Origin of the sequence: Ruegeria sp. HKCCD7221, from assembly GCF_013031225.1 — a bacterium.
GTDB lineage: Bacteria > Pseudomonadota > Alphaproteobacteria > Rhodobacterales > Rhodobacteraceae > Ruegeria.
Genome location: NZ_WPZE01000006.1, coordinates 16,664 through 29,588 on the forward strand (window position 1 = coordinate 16,664; position 12,925 = coordinate 29,588).

Consider the following 12,925-nt stretch of genomic DNA (forward strand, 5'->3'; position numbering starts at 1 on the left):
GCTTCGCGTTAAGGCTTATTCGCCCGCAGCAGCCGCCACATCCAGAGTCACACCCGGGCCCATGGTCGAGCTCAGCGCGATTTTCTTCATGTAGGTGCCTTTGGCGCCCGACGGCTTGGCCTTGGCAACAGCCGAGACAAAGGCACGGACGTTTTCAACCAGCTTGGCTTCGTCGAACGACGCTTTGCCAACGCCAGCGTGCACAACGCCGCCTTTTTCCGCCTTGAACTGAACTTCACCGCCCTTGGCTGCTTCCACGGCCGCTTTCACGTCCATGGTCACAGTGCCAACCTTGGGGTTCGGCATCAGGTTGCGGGGGCCCAGAACTTTACCCAGACGGCCAACGATCGGCATCATGTCCGGGGTGGCAATGCAACGATCGAATTCGATGGTGCCGCCCTGAATGGTTTCCATCAGGTCTTCTGCGCCAACGATATCCGCGCCTGCTTCCTTCGCTTCGTCCGCCTTCGGGCCACGAGCGAATACAGCGACGCGCATCGCTTTGCCGGTGCCGTTGGGCAGGCCGACAACGCCACGAACCATCTGGTCTGCGTGACGGGTGTCAACGCCCAGGTTCAGAGCGATTTCGATGGTCTCGTCGAATTTCGAGGTCGCGTTGCCTTTTACCAGAGCAACAGCTTCTTCGATCGACAGGTTTTCCTTGCCAGCGACAGCTTCGCGCGCAGCGCGGGTACGTTTACCAAGTTTTGCCATCTTACTTCACCTCGATGCCCATAGAGCGGGCCGAGCCCAGGATGATCTGCATTGCGCCTTCGACGTCGTTGGCGTTCAGATCTTTCATTTTGGCTTCGGCGATTTCGCGAACCTGCTTGGTGGTCACGGTTGCCACGGTCTCACGACCTGGGTTTTCCGCGCCACGGGGGCGGTTACGCTTGCCAACCGGCTTCAGACCAGCTGCTTTTTTCAGGTAATAAGACGCGGGCGGCGTCTTGATGTCCATGGTGAAGGACTTGTCCTGATAATAGGTAATCACGGTCGGGCAAGGAGCGCCTTGCTCCATGTCTGCGGTCTTGGCGTTGAACGCCTTGCAGAATTCCATGATGTTGATGCCGCGCTGACCCAGCGCCGGACCAACTGGCGGCGACGGGTTCGCCTGACCTGCAGGAACCTGCAGTTTCATTGTACCAGCAAGCTTCTTGGCCATTTGGTTTTCCTTTCAACTCGGGCGAAACGCGTTTCACCCAGATTATGTTGCGTGGTCCGATCCGGGATCGCGATCCCAGCAACCTCCCACGAGAGAATCTCGCCCGAAGACGATAGAGGCGGCGTTTACAGCGGAATGTGGGGGTTGGCAAGGGGTGCAAACCCACCAACAGATAAGCTTTCGCCCTAGTAAGCTAACCCCGATCACAACTCGTGCAACTGCTCCGATCTGCCAAAGATTAAGCAACCTTGCCAGACGCACTCAAAAATTGCGAACCTTGTATGGGGCGAATCTTTGCGCTGTTTCGGCGAAATCGTTGAGGGAGGACTTTTTATGACGCTTTCCAGACTTATTGCACCTGCAATTGTGCTGGGCGCTGGGCTTGTTGCAGCCACTGCGATGACTGCCGTTGCGCAGAACAAAGAACCTTCGGAGTGGTCCAGAACTGAACCTTACCCGAACCAGACCGTCTATTATCCCGGAACGGAAACTCTGGGTCCTGACGAAATGCGCGTCATCGCGTGTGGAACCGGAATGCCCCAGCCACGCCTCAAGCAGGCTGCGGCGTGTTTTCTTGTTGAGCTGGGCAACGGCGAAAAGTTCATCTTTGACATGGGCGAAGGCTCGTATGAGCGTATCATGGCGCTTGGGATACCGTTGGATCAGCTAGACAAAGTGTTTCTGGGCCACTTGCACCTTGATCACGCAGGCGATTTTCCGGCCTTCTACTTTACTGGCCCCGTAAACAACCGTCTGACACCCGTTCGCCTTTGGGGGCCTGAGGGGATCAAGCCCGAATGGGGAACAAAAGCCTGGGCTGACCATATGATGAAGATGTGGGCCTGGGAAGAAGCAACCAGGGGCGCGGCAGTTGATCCGCGTGGGTTGCAGTTAGAGGTAAATGAATTCGATTGGAAAGCTGTAAACAACGTCATCTTTGATGAAAACGGTGTTCAAGTTAGGACTCTGCCCGCGATTCATGGTGAACAATCGGTTAGTTTTCTGTTGGAATGGAATGGCCTCAGATTTGCGTTTTCGTCCGATACGCTGCCAACGCGCTGGTGGAGAGAACATGCCGCCGGTGTGGATCTTGCCATCCACGAGTGTTTCACCCCACCAGAATTCATGATCGAAAAATACGGCTTTGAACCATCGGAAGCCATATTTGTCGGCTCTCAGGGACACACCGCCGCGCAAGCGTTCGGTAAGATCATGTCGGAAACCGAACCTCGGCTGGCCGTTTGCTATCACTTCCAAAACGATCACGACATTGCGTTGGCCGTCTATTCAGCAATCCGGGAAACCTATGATGGCCCCTTGGATTTGGCAGCCGACTTTATGACTTGGAATGTAACAAAGGATAGCATTCGAACACGCCAAGGTGTGCCCAACGAAGAGTCTTTCCCTGCGCCCGTTCAGATGGCAAAGCAACCACCTGACTCTGCTGCAGAGTTCCCGTTCTCTGAATTTGATCTTGAAAGCATCGACCTCGGCGCGGCCGAAGCCACAAATGACATGATCAATGATTTCAACGAACGCACAGGAAACGACGAAGTCGGCGCGTATACCAGCCTTCCCTTCAAAAACTAATAGGCTGAGCGGGCCTGTTTGGGGCCCGCCTTTGCTTTGCTGGCGTTTCGACACCAAGGCGCAAGAGAATACGAAAACACCGCACCGTCTGAGATGGCGCGGTGTTAATATACTAGCAAAGCGCTAATTTAGGCCTGCTTGGTCACCTGCGTGAAGTCCAGCTCGACCGGGGTCTCGCGGCCAAAGATCGAGACCGAAACTTTCAGCTTCTGGTTCTCGTCGTCCACGCCTTCGACCATGCCGTCGAAATCCTCGAACGGGCCGTCGTTGACTTTGACCTTTTCGCCGACCTCGAAGCTTATCATCAGTTTCGGCGCTTCTTCGCCTTCCTGAACGCGGTTGAGGATCTGGTTCACCTCAGCGTCGCGCATCGGCATCGGGCGGCCTTGCGGGCCCAGAAAGCCGGTCACGCGGTTGATCGAGTTCACAAGGTGATAGCCCTGATCCGACATCTCCATATGCACCAGTACGTAACCGGGCATAAAGCGGCGTTCGGTCGTGACTTTCTTGCCCCGGCGCACTTCGATCACCTCTTCGGTGGGCACCAGTACTTCGTCGATGTCGTCCTCAAGGCCCTGTTCAGCCACCGACGTGCGGATCTGCTCTGCGATCTTCTTTTCGAAATTCGAAAGAACGCTGACCGAGTACCACCGTTTCGCCATGAACCTGTCGTCCTTGTTTACTTTCGGCGCATCCAGTCAATCAGACGCAGCCGTCATTGAATTTCCATCACGTGACCCGGAATAAAAAGCGGCGCGCAGCCCGAATCGCCGCACGCCCATTCCGAATAGTCCCGCGTCACTACTCTGACATCGCGCGCGGTGCAAGGGGCAAGCCGCGTTTCCGCGCGCCTTAACCGGTTTACCCGAACGCGCCCAAGATCAGTTGCAGACTGCCGCGAATACCAAGATCGACCAGCGCAAAGAACACGGCGGTCAGGGCCGCCATGATGAACACCATGACCGTGGTCAGCAGAACCTCACGGCGCGTCGGCCAGACGACCTTTGCAACCTCGGCGCGGACTTGCTGAATAAACTGGATCGGGTTTGTGGTGGCCATTTGGCTTGGATCTCTCTGCTAGCGGATAGGCCGGACATAACCGGGCATTGCGGCGATTTCAAGGGCTGTCAGGGCTTGGGCTTGTCGTCCCATTCATCGTTGAGGATACGGCGGGCGTCGCCTTCGGGATCGTCATATTGGTTTGATCGCACCGTGTAGACAAATGCCACCAGCCCAACCCCGCCCAGAAACAGGGAAATCGGTATCAGATAGGCCAGAACTTCCATCGCTTTATCTTACCCGTAGCGCATTCAAAGATACAGTGATCGACGATGTCGACATCGCCAGCGCCGCAATCAGGGGCGTGGCCAGGCCGGCCACTGCCAGCGGCACCGCGATAATATTATAGACAGTGGCAATGCGAAAGTTTTCGCGAATCCGTTTCGTCGCCTTGACCGCCGTATCACAGGCGTCAGAGATCGGCGACAGGTCATTGCCCAGCAGCACGATGTCCGAGGCCACCCGCGCCGCATCCAAAGCCGAGGCCGGGGAAATCGAAACATGCGCCGCCGCGAGTGCCGCCGTGTCGTTCAGCCCGTCGCCCACCATCAGCACGTGGTGACCCTGATCGCGCAGCGCCTCGACATGCTTGGCCTTGTCCTGCGGCAGAGCCTGCGCGATCCAGTTCTGGATGCCGAGCTTATCAGCCAGCGCCTGAACCGAGCCCTGCGTATCGCCCGAAATCAGGATGACCTCTTTACCCGCGTCGCGGAACGCTTGCACCGCCTCGGCCGCGCCGGTTCGCAGGCTGTCCGAGAACAGGAAGGCCTCAGGTGCCTGCCCTTCAACAGAGAGCCACGCGGCGGTCTGGTCGCCCTCTTCCGCGCCGGTCCACGCAGCCCGCCCAAGGCGGACACGCTGGCCTCGGTAAGTGCCTTCGGTGCCGAATCCCGGAACCTCGGTGATGTCGTCCAGGGTGGCGGGTTTGATCCCGGCCTCGCGCGCGGCCTGTGTCAAAGCAACTGACAAAGGGTGCGAGGATGCCTCGGCCAGCGCCAGCGCAATCTCAAGATCAGCGCGGGAATGATCGCCCAGATTGGTCAACTCGGGCGTACCCGAAGTCAGCGTGCCGGTTTTGTCGAAAACGACCGTGTCTACCTCGGCCAGACGTTCCAGCGCGGTGGCGTGTTTGATCAGCATCCCCTTGCGGAACAACCGCCCCGAGGCCGCAGTGGTCACCGCTGGCACGGCCAGACCCAGCGCGCAAGGGCAGGTGATGATCAGCACGGCGGCGGCGATATTCAGCGCTGTTCGCACGTCGCCGGAATAGATATACCACCCCAGAAAGCTGAGCGCCGACAGGATATGAACACCGGGCGCATAAAGCTTGGCCGCCTTGTCGGCCAGCGAGGTATAGCGCGAGCGCCCCGATTCCGCGACGGCCACCAGATCGGCCATACGATGTAACGAGGTGTCTTCACCCACCGCCGTCGCGCGGATGGTCAGGGGGCCGGTCAGGTTCACCTCACCGGCGCTGACCGTCACGCCCGCCTCGGCGAACACCGGCAGGGTTTCTCCGGTCAGCAAGGACCGGTCGAGTTCCGACTGGCCCGAGACAATCTCTCCATCCACCGGCATTCGTCCACCGGGGCGGACAAGGATCAGATCGCCGACGTTCAGCATGGCAACAGCAACCTCTTCCTCGGCCCCATCCAACAAGCGGATAGCCCGGGGGACTTCGAGCGCGGTTAGCTCTTCTGCCGCGGATCGGGCAGCAGCGCGGGTGCGATAGTCCAGATAGCGACCAGCCAGCAGGAAAAAGGTCAGCGTAAGGGCGGCGTCGAAATAGGCGTGCTTACCGCTGAGCGCGGTTTCCCAAAGCGACGTAACCAGCGCCAAAAGGATAGCCAGCACGATCGGCACATCCATGTTCAGGCGGCGAACCCGCAAAGCCGACCACGCATTCGAAAAGAAGGGTTGCGCCGCAAAGCCAATCGCAGGCAGCGCGATCGCGGCCGAAATCCAGTGGAACATGTCCCGCGTCGCGTCTGTGGCACCAGCCCAGACCGAAACCGACAAGAGCATCACGTTCATCGAGGCAAATCCGGCCACCGCCAGTCGCATCAACAGGTCGCGCCCCGCCTTGTCGGACTGTGTGGCGGATAGGGCACCGGGATCAAGCTCATGCGCCTCATAGCCCACGCGCTCCAGTACCGAAATCAGGTCAGCAGCGCGCAATTCTGGCGCGGCTTTGATCATTGCTCGTTTCAGAGTCAGGTTGACCCGCGCGTCTTCCACGCCGGGATGGGCGTTAAGCTCCCGCTCGACGGTGGCGATACAGGCCGAGCAATGGATGCCCGGCAGTGACAGCGCAATCTGCACATCTTCGGGGATTGGGCGCGCGGGCTCCGCCGGGCTTGCAATGCAGCCCGGGCAGGCGGCCGTGCCTGATGTAAGCTGCGCCGTCATTCCCTATCCCTTTACGTACAGCGGCACGCGCTGAGCGAACTCTGCCCCGCTATGATCCTTTGCGATCAAACGGATATTCCAGTTTCCCTTGCCCAGTGACGCGGGCGTGGCGTAAGCGGTACCATCAAAAATGAAATCCGGTGTGAAATCTTCTTTGACATGCGTGGCCCGTCCAACGACAGCCTGCAACTCGGCCACTTCGACAGGGGTGCCGGTCTGGTCTGTAATATGCAGAATCAACAGCCCCCCAGACAATTCAGCACGGATATCCCATCCCAACGCCTGTTGTTCCTGCAAACGCTCGTTGAACTCTTGGCTGGCGACGTAAGAGTTTTTGACCTCGAGCCCCGGAAAAGTTTTCACCGCGCTGTAGGCCAGCACAAGATTTACCGCGATGATCACGCCAAATGCGGCCACGAAGACGGCCAGTGCATGTTTGCCGGTGAATTTGCGTTCGGCCATGTTCACTTCCCTTGCCCGTTAAAGGTGGTGTCCTTGTAGGCACGCTCTCCGCTTTGCAGGTCTTCGACCCAGATGCGCACCGGAGTAACGTCAGTTGACGCCGGGCCGGTGCCACCGGAGGCCAAGATATAGACGCGCGTCAATTGTGCCGTATCCGCAGCGACAATGACAGTATCACCGTCATTGCCTTCGATCTGTACCTGCAGGGCCGGATCCCCCGCAAGCGTCAGCTTGAACGGCCGTTCCTCACCATGTTTGTTGCGCAGGCGCACGTCATAGGTGTTGCGGATCGTGCCATCGGACAGGGTCACGAAAGTCGGGTTCCGAACGGGTGCCACGGTCAGATCAATATCGGATCGGATGAACAGCGCAAACAACAACGCAAAGCCAACCGCAGCCCACATCCCTGTATACATGATCGTCCGGGGACGCAGAATGTGTTTCCAGACGTTCCGAGGCGACTCACCCGCACGCTCGCGCGTTTCATCGCTCAGCGCCATATAGTCGATCAGACCGCGCGGCTTGCCGATCTTGGCCATCATGTCATCGCAGGCGTCGATGCACAGCGCGCATGTGATGCATTCAAGTTGTTGCCCGTCGCGGATGTCGATCCCGACGGGGCAGACATTGACGCAGGCCATACAGTCGATGCAATCCCCCAATTCGGAATCCGCAGTACGCTTGCCTTTGCCGCGCGGCTCACCCCGCCATTCGCGGTAGCCAACGACCAGAGTATCCTCGTCCATCATCGCCGCCTGAATACGTGGCCAAGGGCAGGCATAGATACAGATTTGTTCGCGCGCGAACCCGCCGAACAGGAAAGTCGTACCGGTCAGGATCAACATCGTAGTATAGGCCACGGGGTGGGCGTTGCCCGTCACCAGATCACGCAAAAGCGTCGGCGCGTCGGCAAAGTAAAACACCCACGCCCCACCAGTGGCCAGACCGATCAGCAACCAGACGGTCCACTTCGTCACGCGCAACCGCGCCTTGCGGAAGTCCAGTTTTTCCTGCCGATGCAGGCGCAAGCGCGCGTTTCGGTCGCCCTCAATCCAGCGTTCAACCAGAATATACAGATCCGTCCACACGGTCTGCGGGCAGGCATAACCACACCAGACGCGACCCAATGCCGAAGTGAACAGGAACAACCCCAACCCGGCCATGATCAATAGACCTGCGACAAAGTAGAACTCATGCGGCCAAATCTCGATCCAAAAGAAATAGAAACGACGATTCGCCAAATCCAACAGCACCGCCTGATCCGGCAGGCTGGGCCCGCGGTCCCATCTGATCCAAGGCGTCACGTAATAAATGCCCAGCGTGACGGCCATAATGATCCATTTCAGGTTACGAAATGGCCCGGATACGCGCCGGGGAAAGATAGGCTCCCTTGCGGCGTAAAGGCTGGGGGCGGGGTCGGAATCGCTCACGGGATGGCTCCAGATGTAGCTATTTTTTCGCGTCTTGTTCCAGATCACAAAGGTAGTCTCTTTGACATGGGTCAAAAGAGCATCGTACAGACACCTTTTGTCACAGCGCCCCGGACTGCGACCGAAGCCAACGGACAAAGATCTTGGTAGCAGGGCGAAGTGGAAAATCACCCGTTACAATATGATACCCGCTATTTTGTGGCTCGCAAAACAGTTCGACAAGCTGCCCCGACGCAATGTCGGCTTCGACAAAATGCCGCGCCGTGACGGTTACGCCCTGCCCGGCGCGCAACGCGTCCAGCAAGAGGTTTCCAGGCAAGGCGATCCGACCCGCGCGTGGACCGTGTTCGACGCCGTGCCGCGCCAGCCATGTTGTGGCTTCGGTCGTCCCCAACTCTTCCAGCCACGGGAGCTGGCTCAATTCCTGCGGCGTCCAATCGGACCGACCGCCCAAAAGGGTCCGCGCCGCGACGATCACGATGGGGCTGCTCAACAACAGGTCCGAGGCGATGCCAGACCAATCACCGCCGCCATAGCGGATCGCAACATCCACACCTCCGGGGCTTGGGTTGACCAGTTTCGGCGTCGGGTCCAAAGCCAAGGGAATATCTGGGAATTCTGCTTGAAAGGCAGGCAAGCGCGGCATCAGCCAGGACGCTGCGAACGAGGGTGTCAGCGAGACGTGGACGGGGCGGTCCTGATCCGTTTGCATCAGGGCTGCGACCGCGGCCTCGATTGTGCCAAATCCCAGATGAGTTGCGCGCGCCAGCTTTTCCCCCTCGGGGGTCAGGATCATGGATTTCCCTGATCGGTCCAACAGCGATACGCCTAGGTGCTTTTCCAAAACCCGCAATTGCTGACTGATGGCTGCGTGACTGACGTTCAACGCCGCACCTGCCTGCACAATATTCTCGGCCTCGGCGAAGGCGGAAAATGCCCGAAGCGAGGCCAGAGGTGGCATTTTCATCCAATCCATTTGTAAGCCTTACTTACACAAGGGAATTGGAATTGAGTCGCATTTTTCAGTCAGAAGTTCAATCTTTTCTGCATTCTCAGTTTAAATAATGGAGAGGCAAAATGCTCTCAATCCTTGCAAAAAGCTTCATGATCGCCACTCACACCAGAGATCGCGATGAACGTACCGGCAAGCCCCGCCTGGGGTCGAGGCCAAAACACTGGCCAGCACATGATCATTGGAAAAGAAAAGGCCCAGCGCACAAAAAGGTGCATCTGGACCTCATCATTCGGGATTAGTAATCTGTGAAATTAGCACCGGCTGTTCAGGAAACGCGCGAACAGATAGAACAGCCGGTGCCTCAACCTTCGGGCGGCGAACCGTCCGAAGGTATTCTTCAAACCTTACTGACCACCACCCAACTGGTGGACATAGGCAGTCACAGCGCGGATTTGCGCCTCAGTCAGGCGGTTTTCCCAAGCGGGCATCACGCCGAAGCGACTGTAAGTGACTGTCTGGGTCAGAGCTTCTTCGCTGCCACCATAGAGCCATATCGCATCGGTCAGGTTCGGCGCACCCTGGAACACATCGCCCGTGCCGTCTTCGCCATGACAAGCGGCACAGTTGTCTTCGAAAACAACCTTGCCCGCTTGCGCTGCGGCGTCATCGGTCTGCGCGTTGGTCAGGGACATGACGTACTGAACGACCTGCGTGATCTCTTCTTTCTCAAGAAGCTCTCCAAAGGCCGGCATCTCGGAATAGCGCGCGTCGTCGCTTTCTTCGTTCCGAATACCGTGGGCAATGGTGAACTCGATATCTTCGAGCGTTCCGCCCCACAGCCACGCATCATCCAGCAGGTTCGGGAAGCCGGGTGCACCCTGCGCGCCTGAACCGTGGCACTGCGCACACCAGGTACGGAATACCGCGCCGCCCGAGTTTACCGCGAATTGCTGCAGCTCAGGGTCTTTCGAGATGTCCTCAAGCGACGTTTCCACCAGCTTGGCATTCCAAGGTGCGTTGGCCTCCTGGAAGGCAACCATCTCTTCCTGCACCAGCTCACGAGACGACCAGCCAAGAACACCAGCGGTCGCTGATTGAACCAACGGCCACGCCGGATACATGATCGTGTAGATCACGCCCCAGATAATCGTGACGTAGAAGGTCCACAGCCACCAGCGGGGCATCGGGTTGTCAAACTCTTCGATACCGTCCCAGCTGTGACCCGTGGTGTTCGGATCACCCGGCAGTTTATCAGATGTCTTGCTCATGGCCGCGCCTCCTTGGGTGTGGCGGGTTTATCGTCGCCCTGCAGGGGCGCTGGTGCGTCTGCATGCCGGAAGGGGATATTGGCGGTGTCCTTGTATTCCTTGCTGGCACCGGGGCGGAAAACCCAGATCACGATGCCAACGAAGAATGCGAACAACAGCAACAACATCCAGCTATCCGCGAACTGCCTGAGGAGTGTATACTCTTCCATCACACCCTCCTTTAGCGGCTTGGGTCCGGGGTGAAGGTCGAGAAGTCGACCAGCGTGCCCAGCATCTGAAGATAAGCCACCATCGCGTCCGCTTCGGTCAACTCGGGCTGACCGTCGAAGTTGCGCACGCTGACCTTGTCGCCATAGCGCTCCAGCAGCCCGTCATAGTCGCTGTCGGGATCAGCCTGCGCACGGAAGTCAGCCTCGGCATTGGCCAGCATTTCTTCGGTGTAGGGCGTGCCGACAAGGGCGTTCGCCTTCATGATGTCACCGATATACTTGCCGTCCAACTTGCGATGCTCGAGGAAACCGTATTTCGGCATCACCGATTCCGGCACAACCGACTGCGGATCACGCAGGTGGTCCACATGCCACTGGTCCGAGTAACGGCCACCCACACGGGCCAAATCAGGCCCGGTGCGTTTCGACCCCCACTGGAACGGGTGGTCATACATCGACTCGGCCGCCAGCGAATAGTGCCCGTACCGTTCGACCTCGTCCCGCATGGGGCGGATCATCTGGCTGTGGCAGACATAGCAGCCTTCGCGGATGTAAATTTCACGCCCTGCCATTTCGAGGGGGGTGTAGGGGCGCATCCCCTCCACCTTCTCGATGGTGTTCTCAAGATAGAACAGCGGGGTGATCTGCACGATGCCACCGATGGTCACGACCAGAAAGCTGAACACCAGCAGGAGGGTCGCGTTGGTCTCGAGGATCTTATGTTTGTCGAGAATTGCCATTGCTCCGGCCCTCCTTATTCAGCCGGGACCGCGACGGACAGGCTGGCCTCTTTGGCCGGCGCTTTCCGCACAGTCATCCACAGGTTGTAGCACATGATCACGGCACCAGCGACGAACATCACGCCACCCAAGGCACGCACCACATACATGGGGAACTTGGCAGCCACGGTGTCAGCGAACGAGTTCACCAAGAAGCCGTTGGCATCCACTTCGCGCCACATCAGGCCCTCCATGATACCGGTGACCCACATCGACGCGGCATAGAGAACGATGCCGATCGTAGCGAGCCAGAAGTGCCAGCTAACCATTTGCAGCGAGTACAAACGCTCACGCTTCCACAGGACAGGCACCAAGTAGTACAGCGCGCCAAAGGTGATCATACCGTTCCAGCCCAACGCGCCCGAGTGTACGTGACCAATGGTCCAGTCAGTATAGTGAGACAGGCTGTTCACGGCACGAATCGACATCATCGGGCCTTCGAAGGTGGACATGCCATAGAAACCGACCGAGATGACCATCATGCGAATGATCGGGTCAGTGCGCAGTTTGTCCCATGCGCCCGAAAGGGTCATCAGACCGTTGATCATACCGCCCCACGAAGGCATCCACAGCACAACCGAGAACACCATGCCCAGCGTCGAAGCCCAGTCAGGCAGCGCGGTATAGTGCAGGTGGTGCGGACCGGCCCAGATGTACAGGAAGATCAGGGCCCAGAAGTGGATGATCGACAGCTTGTACGAGAATACCGGACGTTCCGCCTGTTTCGGGATGAAGTAATACATCATGCCCAGGAAACCCGCAGTCAGGAAGAAGCCCACGGCGTTGTGGCCGTACCACCACTGGATCATAGCGTCTTGCACGCCCGACCAGACGATGACGGATTTAGATCCCCAGATGCTGACCGGGATGGTCAGGTTGTTGACCACGTGCAGCATCGCAACGGTGACGATAAAGGCTAGGTAAAACCAGTTGGCCACATAGATATGCGGCTCTTTCCGTTTGATGACTGTGCCCAGGAAAACGGCCAGATACGCGACCCAGACGATAGTCAACCACAGGTCAACATACCATTCGGGTTCGGCATATTCCTTGGATTGCGTGCCACCCAGAACATAGCCGGTCGCCGCCAGCACGATGAACAGCTGATAACCCCAGAACACGAACCATGCCAAATTGCCGCCCCAAAGACGCGCAGCGCTGGTGCGCTGTACCACGTAGAACGAGGTCGCAATCAACGCGTTGCCGCCAAAGGCGAAAATCACCGCAGATGTATGCAGTGGACGCAACCGACCAAAGTTCAGATAGCCCTGCGCCCATTCAAAGTTCAGCGCGGGAAAGGCCAATTGAAAGGCGATGAACGTTCCGGCGATGAACCCGATCACGCCCCAGAAGGCAGTCGCGATAACGCCATAGCGGATCACGCCGTCCATATACTCGGCCGAGTGGTCCACGAGGATATCTGGCTCATCGGTGTTTCTAAGCGTCCAGATGAACAATCCGCCGGCGATCAGCATCACCAGAATTGCATGCACCTGATACGCCAAATCGCGTGCATAATTTGTCCCGATCGCGGCAAAAACCACGATCAGACCAAGCACGATCAGCTTGATGTAATTTGACATATTGCGTCCCTTTGCC

General features: G+C 58.1%; 14 protein-coding genes. 1 reads left to right on the forward strand and 13 read right to left on the reverse strand.

Annotated features, from left to right (window positions below; all coding sequences use genetic code 11):
- Window positions 1–15: 15 nt before the first annotated feature.
- Entirely contained in the window at window positions 16–714 is a 699-nt protein-coding gene (gene rplA, locus GOX73_RS14645; protein WP_171124308.1) for a 50S ribosomal protein L1, read from the reverse strand.
- Between the two features lies 1 nt (window position 715).
- The gene (gene rplK, locus GOX73_RS14650; protein WP_113791694.1) at window positions 716–1,165 is read right to left on the reverse strand and encodes a 50S ribosomal protein L11; all 450 of its coding nucleotides are present in this window, start codon (window positions 1,163–1,165) and stop codon (window positions 716–718) included.
- A gap of 333 nt (window positions 1,166–1,498) precedes the next feature.
- Here rplK and gntH point away from each other — a divergent pair, with 333 nt between their 5' ends.
- Window positions 1,499–2,755, forward strand: coding sequence for a guanitoxin biosynthesis MBL fold metallo-hydrolase GntH (gntH, locus tag GOX73_RS14655; RefSeq protein ID WP_171126300.1), 1,257 nt, complete (start codon window positions 1,499–1,501; stop codon window positions 2,753–2,755).
- 128 nt (window positions 2,756–2,883) lie between these two features.
- Here the strand turns inward: gntH and nusG are convergent, their stop codons facing one another.
- The 11 genes from nusG to ccoN form a co-directional block, all read right to left on the reverse strand.
- Window positions 2,884–3,417 carry a transcription termination/antitermination protein NusG gene (gene nusG, locus GOX73_RS14660; RefSeq protein ID WP_171124312.1) on the reverse strand — a complete coding sequence of 178 codons (534 nt, stop codon included), beginning with the start codon at window positions 3,415–3,417 and terminating at the stop codon, window positions 2,884–2,886.
- A 199-nt stretch (window positions 3,418–3,616) separates the two neighbouring features.
- Entirely contained in the window at window positions 3,617–3,814 is a 198-nt protein-coding gene (gene secE / locus GOX73_RS14665) for a preprotein translocase subunit SecE (RefSeq protein ID WP_171126301.1), read from the reverse strand.
- 68 nt (window positions 3,815–3,882) lie between these two features.
- The gene (gene ccoS, locus GOX73_RS14670) at window positions 3,883–4,041 is read right to left on the reverse strand and encodes a cbb3-type cytochrome oxidase assembly protein CcoS (protein WP_171124316.1); all 159 of its coding nucleotides are present in this window, start codon (window positions 4,039–4,041) and stop codon (window positions 3,883–3,885) included.
- Window positions 4,042–4,045: 4 nt separating this feature from the next.
- The gene (locus GOX73_RS14675) at window positions 4,046–6,223 is read right to left on the reverse strand and encodes a heavy metal translocating P-type ATPase (RefSeq protein WP_171126302.1); all 2,178 of its coding nucleotides are present in this window, start codon (window positions 6,221–6,223) and stop codon (window positions 4,046–4,048) included.
- A gap of 3 nt (window positions 6,224–6,226) precedes the next feature.
- Window positions 6,227–6,685: a FixH family protein gene (locus GOX73_RS14680; RefSeq protein WP_171124320.1), complete on the reverse strand. Its 459-nt coding sequence runs from the start codon at window positions 6,683–6,685 to the stop codon at window positions 6,227–6,229.
- Window positions 6,686–6,687: 2 nt separating this feature from the next.
- Complete coding sequence (gene ccoG / locus GOX73_RS14685) at window positions 6,688–8,115, reverse strand: cytochrome c oxidase accessory protein CcoG (RefSeq protein WP_171126303.1); 1,428 nt, start codon at window positions 8,113–8,115, stop codon at window positions 6,688–6,690.
- Window positions 8,116–8,215: 100 nt separating this feature from the next.
- A complete protein-coding gene (locus tag GOX73_RS14690; protein ID WP_171134993.1) occupies window positions 8,216–9,091 on the reverse strand; it encodes a LysR family transcriptional regulator in 876 nt (291 codons plus the stop codon).
- Between the two features lie 383 nt (window positions 9,092–9,474).
- Entirely contained in the window at window positions 9,475–10,338 is an 864-nt protein-coding gene (gene ccoP, locus GOX73_RS14695) for a cytochrome-c oxidase, cbb3-type subunit III (protein WP_171124325.1), read from the reverse strand.
- Window positions 10,335–10,547, reverse strand: coding sequence for a cbb3-type cytochrome c oxidase subunit 3 (locus GOX73_RS14700; protein ID WP_171124326.1), 213 nt, complete (start codon window positions 10,545–10,547; stop codon window positions 10,335–10,337). The genes ccoP and GOX73_RS14700 overlap by 4 nt, the downstream gene beginning before the upstream one ends.
- A gap of 11 nt (window positions 10,548–10,558) precedes the next feature.
- Window positions 10,559–11,287, reverse strand: coding sequence for a cytochrome-c oxidase, cbb3-type subunit II (ccoO, locus tag GOX73_RS14705; RefSeq protein WP_171124328.1), 729 nt, complete (start codon window positions 11,285–11,287; stop codon window positions 10,559–10,561).
- Between the two features lie 14 nt (window positions 11,288–11,301).
- On the reverse strand, window positions 11,302–12,909 hold the full coding sequence (ccoN, locus tag GOX73_RS14710; RefSeq protein WP_171124330.1) for a cytochrome-c oxidase, cbb3-type subunit I: 1,608 nt from the start codon (window positions 12,907–12,909) through the stop codon (window positions 11,302–11,304).
- Window positions 12,910–12,925: the final 16 nt, after the last annotated feature.